The 23,820-nt window shown below is 72.4% G+C and carries 16 protein-coding genes, 1 tRNA gene and 1 riboswitch; of the genes, 9 read left to right on the top strand and 8 right to left on the bottom strand.

Features of this window, described 5'->3' with window-relative positions:
* Nucleotides 1–45: 45 nt before the first annotated feature.
* The 4 genes from AOQ53_RS24870 (at nt 46) to AOQ53_RS24855 (ending at nt 2,913) form a co-directional block, all read left to right on the top strand.
* Nucleotides 46–225, top strand: coding sequence for a hypothetical protein (locus tag AOQ53_RS24870; protein ID WP_059420570.1), 180 nt, complete (start codon nt 46–48; stop codon nt 223–225).
* 54 nt (nt 226–279) lie between these two features.
* A tRNA-Met gene (locus AOQ53_RS24865) sits at nt 280–353 on the top strand.
* 289 nt (nt 354–642) lie between these two features.
* A riboswitch (cyclic di-AMP (ydaO/yuaA leader) is annotated at nt 643–799 on the top strand.
* An 11-nt stretch (nt 800–810) separates the two neighbouring features.
* The gene (locus tag AOQ53_RS24860; protein WP_059420568.1) at nt 811–1,842 is read left to right on the top strand and encodes a M23 family metallopeptidase; all 1,032 of its coding nucleotides are present in this window, start codon (nt 811–813) and stop codon (nt 1,840–1,842) included.
* Nucleotides 1,843–1,968: 126 nt separating this feature from the next.
* Entirely contained in the window at nt 1,969–2,913 is a 945-nt protein-coding gene (locus AOQ53_RS24855; RefSeq protein WP_059420567.1) for an aldo/keto reductase, read from the top strand.
* Between the two features lie 37 nt (nt 2,914–2,950).
* Here AOQ53_RS24855 and AOQ53_RS24850 read toward each other — a convergent pair whose 3' ends face one another.
* The 4 genes from AOQ53_RS24850 to AOQ53_RS24835 form a co-directional block, all read right to left on the bottom strand.
* Nucleotides 2,951–4,306, bottom strand: a complete 1,356-nt coding sequence (locus AOQ53_RS24850) for a PrsW family intramembrane metalloprotease (RefSeq protein ID WP_059420566.1) — start codon at nt 4,304–4,306, stop codon at nt 2,951–2,953.
* A gap of 75 nt (nt 4,307–4,381) precedes the next feature.
* Nucleotides 4,382–5,215 (bottom strand): tRNA (guanosine(46)-N7)-methyltransferase TrmB, encoded by an 834-nt coding sequence (gene trmB, locus AOQ53_RS24845; RefSeq protein ID WP_174523340.1) that lies wholly within the window; start codon nt 5,213–5,215, stop codon nt 4,382–4,384.
* A gap of 417 nt (nt 5,216–5,632) precedes the next feature.
* Nucleotides 5,633–6,847 (bottom strand): L-2-hydroxyglutarate oxidase, encoded by a 1,215-nt coding sequence (gene lhgO / locus AOQ53_RS24840; protein ID WP_408055183.1) that lies wholly within the window; start codon nt 6,845–6,847, stop codon nt 5,633–5,635.
* 74 nt (nt 6,848–6,921) lie between these two features.
* Complete coding sequence (locus AOQ53_RS24835; RefSeq protein ID WP_059420561.1) at nt 6,922–8,343, bottom strand: hypothetical protein; 1,422 nt, start codon at nt 8,341–8,343, stop codon at nt 6,922–6,924.
* 827 nt (nt 8,344–9,170) lie between these two features.
* Here AOQ53_RS24835 and AOQ53_RS24830 point away from each other — a divergent pair.
* Together AOQ53_RS24830 and AOQ53_RS24825 are read left to right on the top strand one after the other, a co-directional pair.
* Nucleotides 9,171–11,285: an asparagine synthase-related protein gene (locus tag AOQ53_RS24830; RefSeq protein ID WP_059420559.1), complete on the top strand. Its 2,115-nt coding sequence runs from the start codon at nt 9,171–9,173 to the stop codon at nt 11,283–11,285.
* A 214-nt stretch (nt 11,286–11,499) separates the two neighbouring features.
* The gene (locus tag AOQ53_RS24825) at nt 11,500–14,874 is read left to right on the top strand and encodes an AfsR/SARP family transcriptional regulator (protein ID WP_059420557.1); all 3,375 of its coding nucleotides are present in this window, start codon (nt 11,500–11,502) and stop codon (nt 14,872–14,874) included.
* On the opposite strand, the gene AOQ53_RS24820 is transcribed toward AOQ53_RS24825, so the two are convergent.
* Both AOQ53_RS24820 and AOQ53_RS24815 read right to left on the bottom strand, forming a co-directional pair.
* The gene (locus AOQ53_RS24820; RefSeq protein WP_059420555.1) at nt 14,861–16,867 is read right to left on the bottom strand and encodes a sigma-70 family RNA polymerase sigma factor; all 2,007 of its coding nucleotides are present in this window, start codon (nt 16,865–16,867) and stop codon (nt 14,861–14,863) included. The genes AOQ53_RS24825 and AOQ53_RS24820 overlap by 14 nt on opposite strands.
* 266 nt (nt 16,868–17,133) lie before the next feature.
* Entirely contained in the window at nt 17,134–17,913 is a 780-nt protein-coding gene (locus AOQ53_RS24815; protein ID WP_078945488.1) for a TetR/AcrR family transcriptional regulator, read from the bottom strand.
* Nucleotides 17,914–18,290: 377 nt separating this feature from the next.
* On the opposite strand from AOQ53_RS24815, the gene AOQ53_RS24810 reads away from it, so the two are divergent.
* Entirely contained in the window at nt 18,291–19,670 is a 1,380-nt protein-coding gene (locus AOQ53_RS24810; protein WP_059420551.1) for an NAD(P)/FAD-dependent oxidoreductase, read from the top strand.
* Between the two features lie 173 nt (nt 19,671–19,843).
* Nucleotides 19,844–21,511 (top strand): ATP-binding SpoIIE family protein phosphatase, encoded by a 1,668-nt coding sequence (locus AOQ53_RS24805; protein WP_059420550.1) that lies wholly within the window; start codon nt 19,844–19,846, stop codon nt 21,509–21,511.
* Nucleotides 21,512–21,555: 44 nt separating this feature from the next.
* Here AOQ53_RS24805 and AOQ53_RS24800 read toward each other — a convergent pair whose 3' ends face one another.
* Complete coding sequence (locus tag AOQ53_RS24800; RefSeq protein ID WP_059420548.1) at nt 21,556–22,821, bottom strand: MFS transporter; 1,266 nt, start codon at nt 22,819–22,821, stop codon at nt 21,556–21,558.
* A gap of 122 nt (nt 22,822–22,943) precedes the next feature.
* Between AOQ53_RS24800 and AOQ53_RS24795 the strand changes: the two genes are divergently transcribed.
* Entirely contained in the window at nt 22,944–23,492 is a 549-nt protein-coding gene (locus AOQ53_RS24795) for a MarR family winged helix-turn-helix transcriptional regulator (protein WP_059420547.1), read from the top strand.
* Nucleotides 23,493–23,534: 42 nt separating this feature from the next.
* Here the strand turns inward: AOQ53_RS24795 and AOQ53_RS46535 are convergent.
* The coding region (locus tag AOQ53_RS46535) for a hypothetical protein (protein WP_236711811.1) at nt 23,535–23,820 on the bottom strand (286 nt) is incomplete at its 5' end.

Below are 23,820 nucleotides of genomic sequence, written 5' to 3'. Positions count from 1 at the left end.
TCACGCTGCCTCCAGGGCCGGTACGACAGCGCGGAGGCAGCGGGCATGTGGGCAGTGGGGGGCGACGTGGGACAGCGCTCCTGCTCGTTGCCACTGCTCACCGCGCTCGCCCTCCTCGTCTCCTCCTGCGGGGCCGCCGGTCCGGACGCCACCCGGCCCGCCGGCACCGACGACCTGTTCACCGCCTGGGAGACCCTCACCCATACGGACAACCCGGGCCGCTGAGCACCGGGTGTGCGCGAGCGGTCCCGCGGATGGCGTACACTGGAGTCACAACGACGCGGGGTGGAGCAGCTCGGTAGCTCGCTGGGCTCATAACCCAGAGGTCGCAGGTTCAAATCCTGTCCCCGCTACTGAAGGCCGAGGGCCGGAATCCGAAAGGGTTCCGGCCCTCGGTGCATTTCCCGAGCTTCTCATTACTGTCGGTGAGTGAATCACACCGCTGTGCATAACAACTGACACACCATCAAAACCCGTGAGTCACTCGCGCAGTGGTCAAATCGCCCGATTTAAGCCGGTCGTGGCAGGTTGGTCCGCGCGAAAAAGGTTAATGATCAAGTGGAACCGCTGGAATCCCCACCGCGCGTCTATTAACGTTCGATAACGCAGCGCGGTCGTCCCAGCCGTCACAGAAGGCGGCTCCGTGCGCACGCGCCGAATCCCGAAAGGGAACCGGGGAACCACTACTTGGGGTGAATCGCGCGGAAGCCGCCGTGGAAGCACGGCCGGTATACGCGCGTAGGAGACCTTCCTGCTCCGAACCCGTCAGCTAACCCGGTAGGCGAGAAGGAAGGAAAGGAGTACGCCCACGTGGCGTCCAACCGGCCTGCCCCCGCGGCCCCGTCCGCGCCCAACCAGCGCGACACCGAAACCTTCGGCTACGGCGGTCACCGTACCGAAGAGGGCCCGTTCCAGGAATGGAACCCCACCGCGGAGTCCATCCGTCCCGTCCGTGGCCGGCATCGCGTCACCAAGCAGCGCGGCGGGGGCCTCGCCCGCAGCTCCACCGTCCTGGGCGTCGGCGTCATAGCCGCCGTGGGCGCGGGCGGCATGGCCAGCGCCCAGACCGGCAAGCCGCCGGTGTCGATCTCCGTTCCGGACCTTCCCTCGGTGGGTTCCCTCATTTCGGACGACGACACCCCCGAAGGCTCCGCCACCCCGCTCAGTGACCTCGGCACGGCGGCCGCCGACACCGAGCAGGGCACCTCCGGCGCCGGTGAGGCGCTGCGCGCCCGGATCATGGCGCAGGTCGAGCACCAGCAGGAGCAGATCGAGACCAAGGCCGCGCAGGACGCCGCGGAAGCCGCCCAGAAGGCGGCCGCGGAAGCCGCCGCCAAGGCGGAGAAGGAAGCCAAGGCCAAGGCCGCCGAAGCCAAGCGGAAGGCGGAGGAGGAGGCCCGGAAGAAGGCCGAGGCAGAGCGGCTCGCCGCTCTCGCCAAGCAGTACACGCTGCCGACCTCCGCGTACACCATCACCTCGACCTTCGGTCAGGCCGGCGCCTACTGGTCCTCCGGCTACCACACCGGTCTCGACTTCGCCGCCCCCACGGGCACGCCGATCAAAGCGGTGCACAGCGGCACCATCACCGAGGCGGGCTGGAACGGGTCGTACGGCTACAAGACGGTCCTCACCCTCGATGACGGCACGGAGATCTGGTACGCGCACCAGTCGTCCATCGGCGTCAGCGTCGGCCAGAAGGTCAGCACGGGCGACGTCATCGGCCGCGTGGGCGCGACCGGCAACGTCACCGGGGCGCACCTGCACCTCGAGGTCCACACCGGTGGGTCCACCAACGGGGTCGACCCGCTGGCGTGGCTGCGGGGCAAGGGCCTGAACGTCTGAGCTTCGGAGGCCGGTTGAAGCACCGGTGGTCCTGATGACGACCGCCGACATCAGGGCTGCCGGTATTTGCGGGAGCTTTGCGTCTGTTGTGGAATGAGCGGTTCCGTACGGTCGTTGCCACAGAGCATGACTTCTCTTCGCAAGCTCGGCTCCTCCGACCTCGAGGTCTTCCCGCTCGCCCTCGGCGGCAACGTCTTCGGCTGGACCGCCGACGAGGCGCAGTCGTTCGCCGTCCTCGACGCGTACACCGCCGCCGGCGGCAACTTCGTCGACTCCGCCGACGTCTACTCGGCCTGGGTCGAGGGCAATCAGGGCGGTGAGTCCGAGACCGTCCTCGGCAAGTGGCTCACGTCACGCGGCAACCGCGCGGACGTCGTCGTCGCCACGAAGGTCAGCCAGCACCCCGAGTTCCGCGGCCTGTCCGCCGCCAACATCAAGGCCGCCGCCGACGCTTCCCTGCGGCGCCTCGGCACCGACTACATCGACCTCTACTACACCCACTTCGACCAGCCCGAGGTGCCGGTGGAGGAGATCATCGGCGCGCTCGACGAACTCGTGAAGGCCGGCAAGGTGAGGTACATCGCCGCCTCCAACATCTCCGCGGAGCGGCTGCGGGCCTCCCTGGAGTTCTCCGACCGCGAGGGGCTCGCCCGGTACGTGGCCCTCCAGCCCCACTACAACCTCGTCTCCCGTGACACCTACGAAGGTGAGCTCCAGGACCTCGCCGAGCGGACCGGCCTGGCGGCTGTTCCGTACTACGCGCTCGCGTCGGGCTTCCTCACCGGCAAGTACCGGCCCGGTACGAGCGTCGACAGCGCGCGGGCGGGCGGTGCCGCCAAGTACCTGGAGACCGAGCGGGGCCGCCGGGTCCTCGACGCCCTCGACGGGATCGCCGCGGCCCACGACGTCCCCGTCGCCACGGTCGCCCTCGCCTGGCTCGCGGCCCAGCCGACGGTGGCGGCGCCGATCGCTTCCGCACGGACGGTGGAGCAGCTGCCCGCGCTGATCGGGGCCGGGGAGCTGACGCTGACGGAGGCGGAGCTCGGGCGGCTCACGGAGGCTTCGGCCTGAGCGGTTCCTGCCCCCGGGCCTGGGGGCTGGGGTTCGGCTACGACCGGTACGGGTTGTACACCGGGTACGGGGCTGCCGGCGTCGTCGACATTGCCGGAGTCGTCGGACAGCCGTACCCGTACGCCCCGTGCACCGGCCAGGGCGGGGCCGCCACCGGTACCGGAGGGGCAGTGATCCGCGCGGCGTAGTCCAGCGCGGGGCGGGCCGTCTCCCGGCGTCGCCACAGTTCGTCCAGCAGTTCCCGTTCCCGTACGACGAAGTCGGCACCGGCGCGGCCGCGGCGGCCCCGGTGCCGCAGGAACGCCAGGGACGTCGCGTACCCCTCGTACTGCGCGACCTTCCGCGCCGCCGCCCTGCCCGCGTGGCGGCGGGCGTACTGGCGGGCGATCCGCCGGGCCCGCATCGAGCCGAGGGCGTACGGCTCGACCGGGGACAGCCATCCGGCCACGGCGTAGGCGGGCAGCTCCGTCCGTACGGTCTTCAGCTCCCGCTGCCGTGTCCAGATCACCAGCCACGTCAGCAGTGCGAAGAGGGGCACCATGAACGCCGTGTACACGGCGAAGAACCCGTACTCGCCGAACGCCGAGGAGCCGTTCCACATCGCGTGCAGGCCCATCGCGAGCAGCAGTCCGGAGAGCGGGAAGGCGACGCGGCGGATGTACTGGCGGTCCGCCGCGAGTGCGGAGATGCCGAAGCCGATGCCCGTGAGGACGGTGAAGAGCGGGTGCGCGAACGGCGACATGACGATGCGCACGAAGAAGGTCGCCGCCGTGACGGAGGCGATGCCGGTGCCGCCGGTGAGCTGGTCGGTGCCGAAGGCGGTGCCCAGGTAGAGGATGTTCTCCGTGAACGCGAAGCCGGTGGCGGTGACGCCGGCTATGACCACTCCGTCGAGAATGCCGGTGAAGTCACGGCGCCGGAAGAGGAAGACCAGCAAGACGGCCGCCGCCTTGGCCGTCTCCTCGACCACCGGTGCTATGACGGTCGCGCCGAGCGTGTCCGCGCTGGACGGATCCGCCGTCGCCGTCGCTATCCATCTGGTCGCGAAGCTGTTGGCGACGATCGCTATCAGCGCCGCCGCGCAGGCGCCCCAGGCGAAGCAGAACAGCAGGTTGCGCCAGGGGCCCGGTTCGACCCGGTCCAGCCAGCGGAACGCGGCTATGAGAAGGGGCACCGGGAGCGTGGCCAGTCCCAGCCCGACCAGGAACCCTTCCGTGCCGGTCTCCTCGCGGACCAGGGCGAGGATGACGAGGCCGGATATCGCGAGGAGCGTGGTCAGCGCCCCGTAGCGCACCCAGGCGCGTTGCCACCAGTGGGCGTGCCGCAGGGGGCCGGCGGCGGGTGCGCCGTCGACGGGACCACGGGGATAGGGGTGTGGGGGGCAGGTGGCCACGGCATTGACCCTAACGACGGATGGGCGCTGTCCGCAGGCGGGAGGGACGCGGGTACGGGTGCGGTGCGGGTGCGGTCAGGCGCCGGCGGGGGGTTGGTTCACGTGCTGTACGCGGCGGAAGAGGAGGTCGTTCACGACATGTCCCTTGTCCAGTCCCTGGCCCTCGAAACGGGTCAGGGGACGGAAGTCGGGACGGGGCGCGAAACCGCCGTCCGCCTGCGTGTTCTCGAAGTCGGGGTGTGCCGTGAGTACGTCGAGCATGTGTTCGGCGTACGGTTCCCAGTCGGTGGCGCAGTGCACGATCGCGCCGGGCCTGAGGCGGCTCGCGGCGAGGGCCAGGAAGTCCGGCTGGATGAGCCTGCGCTTGTGGTGCCGCTTCTTGGGCCACGGGTCGGGGAAGTAGACGCGCAGGCCGTCGAGGGAGTCCGGGGTGAGCATCTCGCGGAGGAGGATGATCGCGTCGCCGTTGCCGACCCGGATGTTGGACAGGCCGTTCCGGTCCGCGAGATTGAGCAGGTTGCCCTGGCCGGGGGTGTGGACGTCGACGGCGAGGATGTTGGTGGTGGGGTCGGCTGCGGCCATCTGGGCGGTGGCCTCGCCCATGCCGAAGCCGATCTCCAGCACGACGGGGTTGTCGTTGCCGAACAGGTCGGCGAGGTCGAGGGTCCGGCTGCCGTCGATGTCGAGGCCCCACTTGGGCCACAGCCGCTGAAGCGCGTCCGCCTGGCCGGCTGTGACCCGGCTCCGCCGCGGCTGGAAACTCCGGATCCGCCGCTCGAAGTGCGACCCGGCGGGATCGGCCTTCGGCCCATCGGGAAAGCGCGGCTCACCCTTGGCCCGGCTGCGCCGGATGGAGGCGCCGGGGGTTTCGGGCTGGGGGGTTTCGGGGGTGTTCACGGAGTCAGACACAGTGAGGCCGATTTTACGGCCGTCGCCTGTTCGCCGGGTGGTGGGTCGGGCGGGGGCACGGATGCCTGCGGCGGCCTGCGCGGGTGCGGTGGGGTGCGCCGCTTGCGCCTTCGCGGCGAGGGTGGGCCGGGGCCGCACCGGGGGGGCCGTCCTCGGAACGGCGCGACGGGCTTGCGAACCAACTGATTACCCGTTGACGCGCCAACCGCTGCGGGCGGACACCCCCCGACACGTCCCCTTCCGAGCGTGCGCGGGTGCGGGCGCGTCTCGCTCAGCCGCCGCCGGCCGCCGCTGCGGGCAGTCGTGCCGCTGGGGCGGCGCCCGTCCCGAAGAAGCGGCACCCCGCTCCGCCGGCTTGCGGACCCACCCGGCCCCAGCAACGACGCCGAGCACCTCGAAACCCCAGCGACCGGCCCGTCACAGCGCGCTCAGCGCCCTGCGAGCCACCTCCCTGCCGATCGGCAAGGACGCAGTAGCCGCAGGAGACGGCGCGTTCAGCACATGCACCGTGCGAGGGCCCTCGCGGATCAGGAAGTCGTCCACCAGCGTGCCGTCGCGCAGCACGGCCTGTGCCCGCACCCCCGCCGCCGTCGGCACCAGGTCGTCCTCGGACACCCCGGGCAACAACCTCCGCACGGCCTCCGTGAACGCCCCTTTGGACACCGACCGCCGCAGCTCCCCCGCCCCGTACCGCCAGTGCCGCCGGGCGATCCGCCAGGAGCCCGGCCAGGCCAGCGTCGACCCCAGCTCCCGCACACGCACCGTCCCCCACCCGTACCCCTCGCGGGCCAGCGCGGGCACCGCGTTGGGCCCGATGTGGACGCCCCCGTCGATCCCGCGCGTGAGATGCACCCCGAGGAACGGAAACGCCGGGTCGGGGACCGGATACACCAGGCCCCGCACCAGCTCCGGTCGGGCCAGCTCGTAGTACTCGCCCCGGAAGGGCACGATCCGGACGTCCGGGTCGTCTCCGGTCAGCCGGGCGACCTCGTCGCTGTACAGGCCCGCGCAGTTCACCAGCACACGTCCGCGTACGACGTCCCCGGCGGCCGTGAGCACGGCGACTCCCCGCTCGGGGCGGCGGTCGACGCGGACGACCCTCGTGCCGTAGCGGATCTCCGCGCCGGAGCCGTGGGCCAGCTGGCGGGCGACCGCGACGAAGTCGCAGATGCCGGTCGTACCGACGTGTATGGCGGCGAGGCCCCGGACCTCCGGCTCGTACTCCGCGATCTGGGACGCGCCCAGTTCACGGACCGGTATCCCGTTCTCCCGGCCGCGCTGCACGAGGGCGTGCAGTCGGGGCAGCTCGGAGCGGTCGGTCGCGACGATCAGCTTGCCGGTGACGGCGTGCGGGATGCCGTACTCGGCGCAGAACTTGACCATCTCCGCCGCGCCCCGCACCGCATAGCGCGCCTTGAGGGAGCCGGGGCGGTAGTAGATGCCGCTGTGGATGACGCCGCTGTTGCGGCCGGTCTGGTGCCGGGCCGGGCCCGGTTCCTTCTCCAGGACCGTGACGCGTGTGCCCGGTGCGGCGCGTGTGATGGCGTACGCCGTCGACAGACCGACGATCCCCCCGCCGATCACCAGCACGTCACAGTCGTACGCGATCTCCGGCACCCGCGCCACCTGCACCACCTCCCGCTTCGATAGTGCACTGCGCCACTGACAATGCCTTCAAACGCGGGGACGGCAGCATGCCTGTCCGCCTATGCCGGAGCCATCAGCAGCGGCCGGGCGCGCTCCCGCAGCTCGACCACGCGTGGTTCGTCGCCGTACGGCTCCAGCCGGTGCAGGAGGTCCTTCACGTATTCGGTGGTGCGGGCCGAGGAGATGCGCCCGGCGACCTCGACCGCTCGTACGCCCTGTTCGCACGCCGCGTCCAGGTTTCCCGACTCCAGTTCGGCGACAGCCGAGACGACCAGGCGCAGGCCGTGCGAGCGGACGAACTCCTCGGTCGGCTTCGAGAGGGCCTGTTCCGTGAAGCGTCGGACCTGGCGTGGGGCCTTCAGGTCGCGGTAGCACTCGGCCGCGTCGGCGGCGAAGCGGTCGTAGGAGTAGAAGCCGAGCCAGCTCGGGTCGTTGTCGCCGGGGCGGGCGCGCTCCAGCCAGCTCTCGGCGGCCTTCAGGGCGCCGCCGGCCGCCTGGGCGTCACCCGCACGCGCGTGTGCCCGGGCCTCGACGAGGCGGAAGAAGCTCATCGTGCGGGCCGTGGCAAGGCCGCGGTTGCGTTCCAGAGCGGCCTGGGCGAGGTCCACGCCCTCGTCGCCGAAGCCACGGTAGGTGGCCTGGAGGGACATGGACGCCAGGACGTAGCCCCCGAGGGGGACGTCCGCCGCCGCCCGGGCCAGGCGCAGGGCCTGGATGTAGTAGCGCTGGGCGGCTTCCTGCTGGCCCGTGTCGAAGGCCATCCAGCCCGCGAGCCGGGTGAGTTCGGCGGAGGCGCCGAAGAGGGCCCGGCCGACCTCGTCGGAGTAGGAGCCGAGCAGCAGGGGAGCCGCCTCCACCCTTAAGCACTCGGGGACCATCGACGAACGCCAGTCGCCGCCGCCGTACTTGGAGTCCCAGCGCCGCGCGTCCTCGGCGGCCTCCCGCAGCTTCTGCACATCACTGTGGCCGACTTTGAGCGGTGCGCCTGAGTCCTCGCCGGGGCCCACGTCACGCGCTACCGAACTGTCGGCCGGGGTTATCAGCCATCGTGAGGCGGGCGTCGCGTACGCGCTCACCGCGAACGATCCGGCCAGCGACTGCCAGATGCCGCCCCCGGCGCGGCGGCCCGCGAGGTCGAGGCGGTACAGCTCCGTCGCGGTCTTCACCGCCTGTCCGACGTCCCGCGGGAAGGCGAGGCCGACTTCGGGCGCGGGGTCCGCGTCCGCCAGGCCGATCTCGTGGAGCGGCACCGGGCGGCCGAGCTTCTGGCCGATGGCGGCGGCGATGAGGTGCGGCGCCGCACCCTGCGGCACCATGCCCTTCGACACCCACCGCGCCACCGACGTTTTGTCATAGCGAAGCGTCAGTCCTCGCTGAGCGCCAAGATCGTTGACGCGCCGCGCGAGGCCTGCGTTGCTGATTCCCGCGAGGGCGAGAACGGCGCCGAGTTTTTCGTTCGGCCCGCGTTGCTCCCTGGACATGAGCCACCCCTCGACACAGACGGCTGCCGACGTTGGCATAACCACGCGGCATTCCTAAACCCAGCGTAGTTCGCCGCATCCCAAGCGTTAAGGGGCATTGTTCCGGTTGGCGGGATTGTGGTCCGTACTGAAGTACGGTTCAGATACAGGCTGTTGCGGCGTGCTCCCACTGTGTGGCCGTGCGCCTGTCCGTGCGCTCTTCTCCGGCCATCGCGGGAGCGCTTCCATGGTCGTCGCGTGGGTCGGCCCGCTGTACTGGATCCAGTGGGCTGGGGGACACCGCCGCCTCCATCCCCGCGGGCGGCGGAACGGTCCGGGAGGCGTGCTCCGTCTCCCGGGCCGCGCGACCGCCCGGTGGTACGCAGAGCCTGTACGGAGAGTGTTCGACGCTGCCTGCGTGACAGGGATTTGGCTGAAAACCATCCCCGTCGGTGGTGGGGTGTCAGGCCTCCGACCACGGTACTTGAGGGCGCGTCGGGCGTATTCGGGGCGCGTATCAGGGGCGCATTCGCGCCGCAGTCGTACTGGTGACGTGTCGCTGACGTGCCTTGCCTCCTGGCCGTCCCTCCTGTTCCAGCCGCTTGCGCCGCCGCCCTCCCTTTCCGTCTTCACCGCCGTCTTCGCTGCCGTCTTCTCCGCCCGTCTCTTCTTACGGCATGGGGGAGTTGGGGGCGTTCGGGGGTGTTCCGGGCGGTGTGGGTGGCTCCGCCGGGGCGCGTTCGGCGGAGCGCAAGCGGCGCGGGCACACTCTGGAACGCTTCCTTCATGGCAGCATGGTGAACCGGTTCGTACGGTGCACTGGTTGTCCACAGCCTGTGGAGGCGGCGATGCGGTGGTTGGTGGGATGGAGCAGCACCGCCGCGGGAGCCGTCGCTGCCGGCTCGGCGGGGGCCACGGGACCCGACGGCGAGACCCTGCATCCGGTGGGCTCCCAACTCCTGTGGGGCGACCCCGATCCGCTGTGGGCGGTCGGTGACTGGCGCCCCGACGAGGTGCGGGTGGTGAAGGCCGACGACCGGACGCGCATCGCCGTCCTCGGCATCTGCGGCGCCACCGACGAGCAGCTGCGCGTCGCGCTGTTCGCCGCGCGCGGCGGGGCACTTCGGCATCTGACCGCCTGGCCGGGGAGCTACACCGCGATCGTGCAGGTCGGCCGGCGCATCACCGTCTGCGGCGACCTCGCGGGCGCGCGGCCGGTGTTCTACACCCCCTGGTCCGGCGGCACGGCGTATGCGACGGCCGCGCTGCCGCTGGCCGACCTCATCGAGGCCAACCTCGACTTCGGGCACCTCGCCGCGCTGCTGGCCGCCCCTGACGTACCCGCAGCGCTTCACGACTCCACGCCGTACGACGGCGTGAAGCGCATTCCGCCGGGGCATGCGCTGATCCTTCGCGCCGGGGCGCGGGAGATCGCCGGGTACGAACCGGTCGCCTCGCTGGCGGTGGCGGCGCCCTCGGCCGATCCCGACAGCGCGGTCGACGCCGTGCGCGACGCCCTCGTGGAGGCCGTACGGACCCGGCTGTCCGCGCCGCGGCACGTCCCCGGGGCGGACATCGACCCAGGGCCGGTGCCCGGCATGGGGCCTGCCGAGCGGCGTGCCGCGCGCGGGATGCCGGTGCCGGGGATCGGGGCGGACCTGTCCGGCGGGCCGGCCTCGGGGACGCTGGCGCTGCTGGCCGCGGGGCTGCCCGGGATGCCGGGCACGGTGCTGGGGCACGGCACGGGCGCGGGGGAGCGGCTGCTGGCGGTCACCTTCAACGACCTGGCCGTCGCAGGGCGGGAGGCCGAGCTGGAGCGGGCGGGCGCGCTGGCCGCGAACCCGCGTCTGCACCATGTCGTCGTGGCCGGTGGCGAGGAGACCCTTCCGTACGCCGACCTGGAGGGCCCGCTGACGGACGAGCCGGGCGCGTCCCTGGTGACGGCGGCCCGGCACCGGGCGCGGCTGGCGGCCGGCAGCGCGGACCACTTCACGGGCTACGGTGCGCGGCAGGTTCTGGACGCCCATCCCGCGCGCCTGGCCGACCTGCTGATGGACCGCAAGCGGCGCCACCTGGTGCGCCCCGTCGCCGCGCTGGCCAGGACGGACGGCTCGGTACTGGTCCCCGCGCGCGTGTACGCGGCGGCGCGACGGCTGTCCCGTACGCCGTACAGGGCAGGGCTGGAATCGCTGGCCGAGCGCCTCCTCGACCACCGCGCGGACGACGGTCCGGACGCGCCCGGGGGTGCGGTGGAGGCCTCGATCGCCGCGCTGACCTGGGGCAGACCCGGGCCGGCGGCGCGCTGGCTGACCGGTGAGGCGCTCGCTGAAGTATCGGTTCGTCTTCAGGCGGCGACGCACCGGTCGGAGCTGGTGGGGCCGGGGCAGCGGCCGGGTGACTTCCGTGCGCGTGCGGTGCTGGCGCGGCATGCGGCGGACCTGCGGGTGCTGGAGCAGGCCGCGGAGATCCGTTTCCAGCGGCTGCACGCGCCGTTCCTCGACAACCAGGTCGTGCGCGCGGCCCGGGCGCTGCCCGAGGCGTTGCGGGTACGGCCGGGGGCGCGGGCGGCGATCCTCCGTACGGTGCTGGAAGGGGCCGGGGTCCGGGACCTGCCACCCGGGTGGGGCGCCCCGACCCAGGCGACGGCGGCGGCCGCGGCCCGTACGGGGCTGAGGGTGGCGGCGGACTCCCTGGTCGCCCTGTTCGACACGCCGCTGCTGGCGGAGGCGGGCCTGGTCGAGGCCCGGGTGGTCCGCAAGGCCCTGCGCTCCGCGGCGGCCGGCGAACCCCTCCCCCTGGACGGCCTCGCCGACCTCGTCTCCCTGGAACTGTGGCTCCGCCGCCTGCTCTCCCGTCGCGGCACCTGCTGGACGGGCACCCCGGCCCGCCAGCGCGCCGTACCGGCAGGCATCGCGCCGCAGCGGGGGGCCCTGGGGGCGGGGGCCGGGGTGCGGCGGGTGTAGCGAACGCCGCCGCGCGCCTGGCTGCGGGCAGTCCTGCCGCTGGGGCGGCACGGGTGGGCGCAGCGGCACCCCGCTCCGCCGGGTTGCGGAACCCACCCGGCCCGAGCGACAACGCGGAGTTCCTGGAAACGCCGGATCGTGCAACTCCCGCGACAGGAACACCCGCCCCGAAAAACCCCACGCCCCTCACACCCACCCCAGCGACAATGACCCGGTGCGGTACAGAATCCTGGGCGTCACCACGGCGGAAGACGAGCACGGCACAGCCGTACCCGCCGGCGGCCCCCGCCTCCGCGCCCTGCTCACCGCCCTCGCCCTACGCCCCTCCCACATCACCCCACCCCAGACCCTGATCGACGAGGTGTGGACGGACGACCCGCCCCAGGACGCCCACGCCGCGCTCCAGGCCCTCATCGGCCGCCTCCGCCGCGCACTCGGCAAGGACGCCGTGACCTCGGACACCGGCGGCTACCGCCTCACGGCCACGCCCGACGACATCGACCTCTTCGTCTTCGAACGGCTCGTCCAGCAAGGCACCGAAGCGCTCGCCGCCGACGACCCCGCCCTGGCGGAACGGCAGCTCGACGACGCCCTCGCCCTCTGGCGCGGCCCCGCCCTCGCCGACCTCCCCGACCGCACCGCCGCCACCCGCCCGGAGGCCATGCGCCTGGAGGCGACCCGGGCCCGAGCCGAGGCCCGCCTGCGGCTCGGCCGCGCGCCGGACGTCGTACCGGAACTGCGGGAACTGACCGCCGTGCACCCGTACGACGAACCGCTGCACGCCCTCCTCATCCGCGCCCTGCGCGACGCCGGCCGCGAAGCCGACGCCCTCGCCGCGTACGAGTCCGCCCGCCGCGCCCTCGCGGAGGGCCTCGGCACCGACCCCGGCCCGCACCTGCGCGCCCTCCACGCCGACCTGCTCGCGTCGGCCGCGAGGAGCGAGAAACCCACGCCCGCTCCGCCCGAGCGCACCGGGAACATCCGTCCCCGTCTGACCTCCTTCGTCGGCCGGGAACCCGAGATCGACGCCATCCGTTCCGACGTGCACAGGGCCCGACTCGTCACCCTCACCGGACCGGGCGGCTCCGGCAAGACCCGTCTCGCCGAGGAAGCCGCCGCCGGGCTCCCGCAGGCGTGGCTGGCCGAGCTCGCCCCGCTCGACCGGCCGGAGGCGGTGCCGGGAGCGGTGGTCAGCGCGCTCGGTCTGCGCGAGACCGTGCTGATGACCAGCGAGCTGACGGCCGTGCAGGACGACCCCGTCGCCCTGCTCGTGGAGTACTGCGCCCCGCGCAGCCAACTGCTGATCCTTGACAACTGCGAGCATGTCATCGGCGCCACAGCCCACCTCGCCGAGACCCTGCTGACCCGCTGTCCGGGGCTGACGATCCTCGCCACCAGCCGCGAACCCCTGGGCGTGCCCGGTGAACTGGTGCGTCCGGTCGAGCCCCTGCCGCCGGACCACGCCCGCCGGCTGTTCGCGGAGCGTGCCGCCGCCGTCCGTCCCGACGCGGACGCCGTGCTCCGTGACGTCCAGGCGGTGGCGGAGATCTGCCGCCGCCTGGACGGACTGCCGCTCGCCATCGAGCTGGCCGCGGCCCGGCTCCGGCTGCTCACGCCTCGGCAGATCGCCGACCGGCTCGACGACCGTTTCCGCCTCCTCACCTCCGGGAGCCGTACGGTCCTGCCGCGCCAGCAGACCCTGCGAGCCGTCGTCGACTGGTCGTGGGACCTGCTCGACGAGGCCGAGCGGACGGTGCTGTGCGAGGTGTCCGTGTTCGCGGGCGGCTGGGACATCGCGGCGGCGGAGGCCGTGTGCACCGGGCCCGCCGCCGAGTTGCTCGGAGCGCTCGTCGACAAGTCCCTCGTCGTGGCGGCACCCTCCGGGACAGACGATACGAACGGTTCAAACGATACGAACGGTTCAGGCGACCCGAACGGTTCAGGCGACCCGAACGGCTCAGACCGCCCGGACGGCTCCGTCGGCATGCGGTACCGGATGCTGGAGACCATCCACGAGTACGCCGTCGAGCGCGCCGCCGAGGTTCCGTCGCTGCGTGACGCGGCCGAGCGCCGGCACCGTACGTGGGTGCGCGCGCTCGTCGAGCAGGCCGATCCGCTGCTCCGCTCCGCCGTGCAACTGCCGTGGATCACCCGCCTGGAGACCGAGCTCGACAACATCCGCGCGGCCCTCGACCGGGCCCTCACGGCCGGGGACGAGCAGGAGGCGGGCGCTCTGGTCCTGGCCATGGGCTGGTTCTGGTGGCTGCGCAACTACCGGCACGAGGGCATGGAGTGGCTCGACCGGATCCTGCGGCTCGGCGTGGAGACGGATGCCGGCGGGTGTGTGCCGTCGGGCGGTGAACCCGGCCCGTCCGATCCCGTCGACCACTTCCTCTCCGCGCCGGACGGGGAGGCGAGGCATCCGCTGCACGCCCTGCGGATGGATCTGCGCATGCTGCATCTGCTCTTCATGGTCGAAGCCGGGCCCGTGCAGGCGTTCGTGAGAGAGCGGCGGCAGTACGTGGAGCGGGTCTGGGCGTTCTTCGCGCAGGGCGGACCACAGGCGGCCCGGGCCCCGGGTCTCGTCTGGCCGATGCTCTCCTCCTTCGTGGCCGACCCGGGAGCCGTCCGGGCCACCTTGAACTCCGCTGTCGCCAACTGCCGTGCTCACGGCGGGCCTTGGGAGGTCGCCGTCGCTCTGATGTCCCGAACGCACATGGTCGTCGACGCACCCGGCGACCTGGACGGCGTCGACGACGACCTCGCGGAGCTGCGGGTTCTCAGCCGCCGCGCCGGTGATCGCTGGCTGCGGGCCCAGGTGTGCAGCGCGGCCGGAGAAGCCGCCATGGCACGCAGCCGCTTCGAGGAGGCCAAGGGGGAGTACGAGGAGGCGCTACGCCTCGCCTACGAGGTGGGCGCGTACGCCGAGTCGCCGTTCCTCATCGCCCGGCTCGCCGAGATCGCCTACCGCGCGGGGGACCGCCCGGCCGCGCTGGCGGCGCTGGACGAGGCGAGCGCCGCCGCCGACCGGTACGGCGTGGCGGACGCCAAGGCGTTCGTCCTGGTGCTGCGGGCCCAGATGGCGTCCGAGGAAGGGCACACCGCCCGGGCGCGCGAGCTCTGCGAGGCGGCGCGCGCGGACGCCGCGCGCGGCACACCGCCGCCTCAGTTCACAGTGATGCTGGATCTGCTCGACGCCATGATCACGGCGAGCGAGTCCGGCCCGGAGCCCGCCCTGGCCAAGCTGACCGGAGCCCTGCGCGAGGCCGTGGACAAGCGGTGTTCCGACACGATCCGGGCCACGGTCGTGGACAGCGCGGCAGGACTGCTCTGCGACCTCGGCGACCTCCCGCGCGCGACCCGGCTGCTCGGTGCCGGGGACCGCTGGTGGGCCGGCCGTCCCCGCCCCATGCCGGAGCACGCCCAGGCGGAGCGGATCGGGGCAGCCGCCGACGCCGCCCTGGGTCCTGCCCGGTGCGACTCGGAGCGCGCCCGGGGCGCGGCGCTCACCGCGGACGACGTCCTGCGCGAGCTGGACCAGGCTCGGACCTCGTACGCCACCGCGTCGAAAGCCGCTAACCGCAGGTGAACTTGGACTCGGCCCAGTCCGCCAGGGCCAGGTTGTCGAGGGCGCTGTGCGGTTCCACCGCCAGCCGTACGGTGCTGCGGCCGGTGAGGTTCACCTGGACGGGAACCGCCGGGTCACCGCCCTCCACCGGCCCGGACCGCCACAGCCTCACCCCGTCGGCGTAGACGGAGAAGTACACCTTGCCGAGCCTCAGCGTCAGGTCGTCCACCCCGACGAGCGCCTCGTACGAGGAGCAGGAGCGATTGAGGTCGATGGTGACGGAGGAGCGGCCGTGCACGGTGACGCCGTGCGTGTACCGCTGGTCGCCGGCCGACAGGCCGTAGCGCTGCCAGACCCAGCTGCTCGCGCCGATCCGCATCTCGGGCTCGGTGCCGTCGCCGCTGATGTCGTACGACAGTTCGCTCCACTGGTAGACGGCCGGGGCGGGCGGCTCCTCGGTCGGTGGCGGTGGCGGTGGTGGTGTGGGCGTGGGTGCCGGGGGTGGTGCCGGCCTCGGGGACGCGGGCGGCGGGGTGGGCGTCGGTGTCGGGGCCGGGGAGGGTGTGGACGACGTGCTGGTCCTGGGCGCCGGTGTCGGCGCGGGCTGCTCGGCGCCCGCGGGCACGATCCCCGGTGGCCGCGGTCCGGGCTCCCGCTGCGAGGGAGAGGGCGTGGGCTCGGCGGGCCGGACCACCGGCGACGACGGGGTGGGAGTCGACCTCGCCTCGTCCTTCGGCTTCTCGTCGCCGGCCAGCGCAAGCACCACCGCGGCCACGACGCCCACGGCGACCACACCGGCCGCGATACCGGCCTTCACCGGCGCGCCCACCCCCTCGGAGGCCGCACCACCTCCGGCCCCACCGGACGAGCCGCTCCCCGCAGTCCCACCGGCCGAACCGGCGCCCGCCGCCGACCCGTCCGACGAGCCCCCGCCCGCCGACGACCCCCCGCCCGCCGCCGAGGCCGCACCCGCGGCTCCGGCCGCCCCCGCTCCCGCGCCTCCGGCGATGAGCCCGGCCGCCTTGGCGTACCCGGCGGCACTGAACCAGCCGATGACCGCGACCGGCACGACGGCGGGGATACCGCCGGCGACCTCCTTGATCTGCGTCGCGGCCAGCCGGCACTTCGCGCATTCCTCCAGGTGCTTGCGCAGCCCCCGCTCGGCGCGCGTGCGCAGCCGGCCGCGGGCATACGTCCCGAGCTGGTCGGCGTAGCGCGCGCACTCCTCGTCGTCGGTGAGGGCGGCGCTGACGTGGGCCTGGAGGTAGGCCTGCTTGAGGCCCTCGCGGGCCCGGCTGGCGAGCACCCGCGTGCCGTTGGCGTCGAGTCCGAAGAGCGTGGCGACCTCGCTGGGCGACTCGTCCTCGACCTCGGTGTGCCACAGCACGGCCTGCCACCGCTCCGGCAGTGACCGGAAGGCCCGCATGGCCAGGGACCGCTCGGCCTCGTGCATCGCCCGTACGTCGGCGCCCAGTTCCAGCGTGCCGTCGTCGGACACGTCGGAGCCGCGTGCGGACTGGGCGGCGAACACCGCGAAGTCGTCGACGAGCTGCTCCCGCCGCGCCGACCGCGTCCACGAGGCGGCGGCCCGCCGGACGGAGGTGAGCAGGTACGCGCGTACGGCGTGCTCGGGGCCGGAGCCGCCGCGTACTGCCTGGAGCATGCGGGCGAAGACCTCGGCGGTCAGGTCGTCCGCGGTGTAGGCGTCACAGCAGCAGGTCCGGGCGTACCGGCGCACCGCCTGCGCGTGGCGCCGGTACAGCTCCTCGTACGCCGTGTCGTCGCCCGAGCGCATCCGGTCGATGAGATCGGCGTCGGAGGGCGGCAGCTCGCGCAGCGGCGGCAGGTCGCTGTCCTCATGCCATGCGCGCTGCGGCGGGACCGAGCCGTCTGCGGAATGCCCGCCCGGTGGGACCCTCCCTCGTCCGCCCTGGCTCGGCACCTGCGGCAGGACCGGGCCGCCGGCTGTGGCGTCCCCGTCACCGCTCGACTCGTCCCGCCCGTCAACGCCCATCGCGGAAAGCCCCCACCAGCCGGCCAACACGTCCAGACCACCGGGTCAGAGTGCCATATTGGCTTTTGGTCAGACCCCCGGAGTCTGGACCATCACTCATCCGTGGGGATTTGCCGCACCCCGGTACTAGCCGTCACTCATTCGGGGAATGATCCCCCGTCACCTCGGCCTGGGAAGGCGACCGGACCCGATCGACTGGCGAAGCCGACTGGTGCGGCCGACCAGCCCGGCCGATGACTCCGCCCGTTCCAGCAGCCGGTCCGGCCTCACGCCGGCCGCGACCGCAGCCCCTCCAGCAGGATGTCCAGCAGCCGGGCCGACGCGGCCGCCTGCTGTGCCGCGTCCGGCAGCGAGGGCGCGGCCGTCGCGATCACCAGCAGCACGTCCGACACCGACACGTCCGCCCGCAGCTCACCCGCCGCACGCGCCCGCTCCACGAGCTGACCGACGACCTCGAGCAGCGCCGACGCCCCGGCGTCGTCCTCCGCCGTGACCGCCGATGCCGGCACCGAGGCGACCGCCACCGGCTCCTCCGGCACGAGCCGCAGCTCCGCCGAGCCCGGCTGCGTCCGCTGCTGCGGCACCCGCGCCTGACCGGCCCGTTCCTCCTCGACCGAGACCCGCAGCACCTGCGGCGGCAGCAGCCGCCCGGCGCCGGAGGCCACCGAAGTCCGCAGGAAGCGCGACAGCGCCGACCACGGCTCGTCCTCCTGCCCGAGCGCCGCACGGGCCTGGTCGGTCAGCCGGGAGGTCTCCTCCTCGGCTATCCGCCGCACCAGCACGTCCTTGCTCGGGAACCGCCGGTACACCGTGCCCACGCCGACCCGCGCGCGTCGCGCCACGTCCTCCATCGGCGCGCCGTAGCCCAGCTCGCCGAACACTTCGCGCGCCGCCCGCAGCACGTGCTCCAGATTGCGCTGTGCGTCCACGCGCAACGGCGTCGTCCGCGATCCGTTCCCGCGTCCGTTGCCCGCAGTCGCGCTCATCGTCACGCCACCCGCCGCGACAGCGGACGCGGACGACCAATGAGAGTCCTGAACATGCATATGCATTCCCCCGGTAATGACGTCTCCCCCCGGAGACACTCCCCGCCATTTGATGCCGGGACGGAGGAACAGGCCCATGGTCCGCGGGCCCGCCCGTCGCGGACCCGGTGAGCGCATCCCCCTACACCCCGTCGACACACGAACATAGTTGAGAGAGAGTCAATTCAGAAGGGGCAGGTTCCGCACGGAGCGCCCACCGATCGGAGTACGGGCCGCATACGTCCCGAATGTGCCCCCGACCGCTCCCCGCACCACCCCTGCTGACCTGCGCATACTCGTCGAAGCTCGCCTTTCCGGCCAACTCCGCGCGCTCTCCCGCTCCGGTCACACAATTCGTCGAGGCTGTGGACAAACGCAAGCGGTGGGTGCGTCATGGGATGGTGATGGAACGTGCGCGCATTCTCGTTGTCGGTGGTGGCTACGTCGGGATGTACACGGCCCTGCGCCTCCAGCGCAGACTGAAACGGGAACTGGAGCGGGGCGAGGTGGAGATCACGGTCGTCACCCCGGACCCGTACATGACGTACCAGCCGTTCCTTCCCGAGGCCGCCGCGGGCGCCATCTCCCCCCGCCATGTCGTCGTACCGCTGCGCCGCGTCCTCGACCGGTGCCGCGTCGTCATCGGCGAGGCCACCGCCATCGACCACGCGAAGCGCACCGCCACCATCACCACCCTCGCCACCGAGGAGGAGGGCACGGGCGGGCAACAGCTGACGTACGACGAACTCGTCCTCGCCCCCGGCTCCGTCTCGCGCACCCTGCCGGTCCCCGGCCTCGCCGACCACGGCATCGGCTTCAAGACCGTCGAAGAGGCGATCGGTCTGCGCAACCACGTCATCGAGCAGATGGACATCGCCTCCTCCACCCGCGATCCCGCGATCCGCGACGCCGCCCTCACCTTCGTCTTCGTCGGCGGCGGCTTCGCCGGCGTGGAGGCGCTCGGCGAGCTGGAGGACATGGCCCGCTACGCCGCGCGCTACTACCACAACATCCGGCCCGAGGACATGAAGTGGATCCTCGTCGAGGCCTCGGACCGCATCCTGCCCGAGGTCGGCGAGGAGATGGGCCGCTACACCGTCACCGAACTGCGCCGCCGCAACATCGACGTACGCCTCCAGACCCGCCTGGAGTCCTGCGCGGACCGGGTCGCCGTCCTCAGCGACGGCGCCCGCTTCCCCACCCGTACGGTCGTCTGGACGGCCGGCGTCAAACCCCACCCGGTGCTCGCCGCCACCGACCTGCCCCGCAACGACCGCGGACGGCTCAGGTGCACGGCCGAGCTGACGATCGAGGGCACCACGCACGCGTGGGCAGCGGGAGACGCCGCGGCCGTCCCCGACGTCACGGCCGGTGAACCCGGCCGCGAGTGCGCCCCCAACGCCCAGCACGCCGTCCGCCAGGCCAGGGTCCTCGGCGACAACATCGTGCACGCCCTGCGCGGCGAACCCCTCACCACGTACACCCACAAGTACGCCGGCTCGGTCGCCTCCCTCGGCCTGCACAAGGGCGTCGCGCACGTCTACGGACGCAAGCTCAAGGGCTACCCCGCCTGGTTCATGCACCGCGCCTACCACCTCAGCCGCGTGCCCACCTTCAACCGCAAGGCGCGCGTGCTCGCCGAATGGACCCTGGCCGGCCTGTTCAAACGCGAGATCGTCTCCCTGGGTTCACTCGAACACCCCCGGGCGGAGTTCGAACTCGCGGCCGGGGGAAAGCCTTCCCAAGACCCCCCGCACAACCCGAAGGGGTCGTCCTGACCGGACCCAGGAACTCCACCGGCCGGCCCGGCGTCTGACGGATGCCGGTCCGGTCCGCTCACTGCCAGACTGGTCCACCACCGCGGGCGTGCCCCCACACGCCCCGGCGCGGGCCCCCGGGGCCCCGGCCGGTTCCGGTGCCGGCTGCCGACGACTACGCGAGGCAAGGATTCGTGAACTTCACGCGCTGGAGCGCCCGGCTCCCCGGAACGCAGCGCCGCGCCGCAGCGCGGACCGAGCAGACGACCTCCCCGGACCGGCGGGGGGAAGGTTCCGTACCCGCCGCCCGTGCCGAACAACTGACTGACGAGCCGCCGTCCGTACCCGCCGTCGACGAACTGCGCGTGCGCGAGGTCCTCGACCGCGTCCCGTCCCTCGTCGCCCTGGTCCACGGCCCCGACCACCGCATCGCCTACGTCAACGACGCCTACACGACCGCCTTCGGCGTACGCCCTCTGGGCGAACGCGCCCGCGAGGCCCTCCCCGAACTGGACGCCCTCGGCCTGTTCCCCCTCCTGGACCAGGTCCAGCGCAGCGGCAAGCCCCGCACGGTCAAGTCCCGCAAGGCCCCCGACGGCCGCTCCTACACCTTCACCTGCACCCCGGTCGCCCAGGGCGACGGCAAGGGCGGCAGCGACGGCCGCGGAGTCCTGGTCTTCGCCACGGACGTCACCGACCACGCCGAAGCCGCCGAACGCCTGCGCGCCAGCGAACGCCGCCAGCGCGAAACGGCGGTGACCCTCCAGAGATCACTGCTCCCCCAGGAACTCGAAGAACCCGACGACCTGCGCGTCGCCGCCACGTACCACCCCGGCGGCACGGAGGCCGCGGTCGGCGGCGACTGGTACGACGTCATCACCCTGGGCGGCGGCCGCACAGCCCTCGTCATCGGCGACGTCATGGGCCGCGGCGTCCGCGCGGCGGCGGTCATGGGCCAGCTCCGCACGGCGGTCCGCGCCTACGCCCGCCTCGACCTGCCCCCGCACGAGGTCCTCCAGCTCCTCGACGGCCTGGCGGCCGAGATCGACGCCAACCAGATCGCCACGTGCGCGTACGCGGTCCACGACCCGAACGAGGGCAAGCTGGTCTACGCCTCGGCGGGCCACCTCCCCATCCTCGTCTGCGACGAGAACGGCACGGTCCTGCGCGCCGACGAACCCACCGGCCCGCCGCTCGGCACCGGCGGCTGGATGCACGCCTCGGGCTCGATCCCCCTCGGCCCCGGCTCCACGGCCGTCCTCTACACGGACGGCCTGGTGGAGCGCCGGGACGCCGACCTGGACGAGGGCATCGCCGCTCTGGAACGCGCCCTGGCCGGCGCCACCGGCACCCCCCAGGTCGTCTGCGACCGCCTGGTCCGCTCGGCCGGCGTGACCCCCGACCACGACGACGACGTGGCCGTCCTGGTCCTCCAGCACCCGGCCCGGACGGGCCCGGACAGCGAGCTCTTCCGCAACGCCGCCCTGGAACTCCTGGGCGGCGTGGAAGCGGCCCCACGCGCGCGTGCCTTCGCCTCCGGCGTCCTGACCAGCTGGCGCTTCCCCGCCGACCTGCACGACCTGGGTGTCCTGGCCACCAGCGAACTGGTCGCCAACTCCCTCCAGCACGGCACCCCGCCGATGCGCCTGCGCCTGCGCCGCACCGACCGCCGCCTGATCATCGAGGTCACCGACGGCGACGACCACCTCCCCAGGCGCCGCCGCGCGGAACCGGGCGACGAATCGGGCCGGGGCATCGCCATCGTCGCCACGATCGCCTCGAACTGGGGCTGCCGCCGCACACCGGGCGGCGGCAAGGCGGTCTGGTGCGAGTTCGCGCTACCGCGTACGCAGGGGACATAGCGGAGACGCGAGCAGGGACTGGAGGGGCGGGGAGGCGGAGGGGATCAGACGTCCGCGGAAACGGGCGCCCCACCTCGCGCCACGACCCGGCTCTTCGCGAGCCACGGCTGATCCTGCGCCTCCGTGAGCTGCCGCCCCAGCCGCACCGCCAGGAAGGTGATCCCCAGCGAGAACAGCAGGAACGCCACGATGTACGGCGCGTGCAGCGAGGCCCCCAGCGGCCCGCCCACCGCCGGCCCGACGGCCAGCGCGAGCTGCTTGACCAGAGCGAACGCGGAGTTGTACTGCCCGGCCATCCCCTCCGGCGCCAGATCGGCGACCAGCGGGGCGACCGTCGGCGAAAGCATCGCCTCACCCAGCCCGAACAAGGCGTACGTCGAGACGAACGCGGCGGTCGCCATCTCCTGGCTCCCGTGCCCGAGCCCCGCGTACCCGGCGACAGCCCAGGCCACGGCCCAGATCAGCCCGACAGCGGCGATCACCCGCGAGCGCCGGCGCCGCTCCACGAACCGCAACACGGCGAACTGCGCGACGACGATCACCAGCGTGTTGGCGGCCAGCGCCGTCCCCAGCGCGGACGTCGAAATCCCGGCCGCCTCGACCCCGTACGCGCTCAGCCCCGACTCGAACTGCCCGTAGCAGGCGAAGAACAGCACGAAGCCCAGCACACACAGCTGCACCATGGCCCGGTTCCCCAGCAACTGCTTCCAGCTGCCCCGCCCCGACGCCACAGGCGCGTCCTCGATCCGCGGCGCGTGCGGCATCCGCACGGTCGCCATCACCACGACCAGCAGCAGGAACATCGCCGCCTCGATCGCGAAGAGCAGTGTGAAGGAGGCAGCGCTCGTCGTGTCGACCAGATGACCGCCGATGAGGCCACCGACCCCGAGCCCGAGGTTCTGCAGGAAGAACTGCATGGCGAAGGCCCGCGACCGCGTCTCCGCCGACGAGCAGTCCACGATCATCGTGGCCAGCGCCGGCTGCATCACGGCCTGCCCGGCCCCCAGCAGGGAAGCCGACACCAGCACGGCAGCCGCACTGCTCGCGACCCCCAGAATCAGCGCACCCAGGGCGGCGGTGACCAGGGCGGCGAGCAACACCGGCAACGGTCCACGCCGGACGATCGCCCGCCCGGCGAACGGCAGCACGACCAGCGCCGCCACAGCGAAAACGGCGAGTACGAGACCCGCCGTCATGGCTCCCAGTCCCCGCACCTGCGCCACGTAGACGTACAGATAGGGGACGGTGAAGCCGAGCCCGAACGCGCTGAGTGCGTTGCCCATGTGGATCCGGCGCATCGCTGCGCCCATCGCCCTGGTCACGTTCACCTCTCTCACAAGTTAGGAGTGAAGACTTCGAAACTAAACTTCGAAACTAAAGAGTACATACCCAAGGACTTCAAGGCAAAGAACGGCCGTGCCATACTGCGCCCATGGGCGACACCCCCGGCCCCAGCGAGCCGACCCTCGAAGAGCAGATCGCCGCGTACCAACGCGAGTTCCAGGACCTCGACCCCCAGGTGGAGCAGATCGTCTCCGCCTTGTCCCGCCTGAACCGCCGCATGAACGTCGCCTACGGCCGTCAGACCGCGGCCCTCGGCATCAGCAACGCCGAGTGGGAGGTCCTCAAGGCCCTCGTCCTCTCCGGCGCCCCCTACCGCCTGGGTCCCAGTGACCTCGCGAAGCGCCTCGGCCTGACCCCGGCAGCCATGACCCACCGCATCGACCGCATGGTCGGCGAAGGACTGGTCACCCGGGAGCGGGACGAGTCCAACCGGGTCCGCGTCATCGTGGAGCTCACCCATGGAGGTCGGGAGAAGTGGCTGGAGGCGATGCGCCTGGCGTCGGTCTTCGAGGAGGACCTGCTCCAGGACCTGTCCCCGGACGAGCGCACCGCGCTCGGCGAGGTCCTCACTCGCCTCCTGCGCCGGGTGGAAGACGCCCAGCCGGACGCCGGCGGCCGCCTCACCGACCTGGACTGACGCCCGCACAAAAGATGTTGACAGGGGACGCTTGACAGCCCCCTACCCGATCAGTAAAGTTCTTCGGGTTGCCGCGGAGCCGTAACGGTTCTGCGACAGCACTTCCGCCGCGCCAGCGGCACCCAACCACAGCAAGATCACTCCCAACGGGGTTGATTTCGGCGTGCCCGAATTCAATTCGAATTGGGACTCGACAGACTTGATCGGCGTCGAACGGCTCCGATTTGGGGATCGCCGAGAGAACGCGCTAAGGTTGGACACGTCGGAACGGCCCAACAGCCGCGAAGACAAACCCTGCTGACAGGGAATCGGGTCCGAAAGGATCTGA

It is taken from the genome of Streptomyces azureus, assembly GCF_001270025.1.
Classification (GTDB): Bacteria; Actinomycetota; Actinomycetes; order Streptomycetales; family Streptomycetaceae; genus Streptomyces; species Streptomyces azureus.
Note: the sequence above shows the minus strand (reverse complement) of the source record. Positions and strands in the feature narration are given on the sequence as shown.

Coding starts and splice junctions, on each gene's coding strand:
- AOQ53_RS24870 (WP_059420570.1), top strand. CDS start 46: ATGTGGGCAGTGGGGGGCGACGTGGGACAGCGCTCCTGCTCGTTGCCA.
- AOQ53_RS24855 (WP_059420567.1), top strand. CDS start 1,969: ATGACTTCTCTTCGCAAGCTCGGCTCCTCCGACCTCGAGGTCTTCCCG.
- AOQ53_RS24835 (WP_059420561.1), bottom strand. CDS start 8,343: ATGTCCAGGGAGCAACGCGGGCCGAACGAAAAACTCGGCGCCGTTCTC.
- AOQ53_RS24830 (WP_059420559.1), top strand. CDS start 9,171: ATGCGGTGGTTGGTGGGATGGAGCAGCACCGCCGCGGGAGCCGTCGCT.
- AOQ53_RS24820 (WP_059420555.1), bottom strand. CDS start 16,867: ATGGGCGTTGACGGGCGGGACGAGTCGAGCGGTGACGGGGACGCCACA.
- AOQ53_RS24815 (WP_078945488.1), bottom strand. CDS start 17,913: ATGCATGTTCAGGACTCTCATTGGTCGTCCGCGTCCGCTGTCGCGGCG.
- AOQ53_RS24810 (WP_059420551.1), top strand. CDS start 18,291: ATGGTGATGGAACGTGCGCGCATTCTCGTTGTCGGTGGTGGCTACGTC.
- AOQ53_RS24800 (WP_059420548.1), bottom strand. CDS start 22,821: ATGGGCGCAGCGATGCGCCGGATCCACATGGGCAACGCACTCAGCGCG.
- AOQ53_RS24795 (WP_059420547.1), top strand. CDS start 22,944: ATGGGCGACACCCCCGGCCCCAGCGAGCCGACCCTCGAAGAGCAGATC.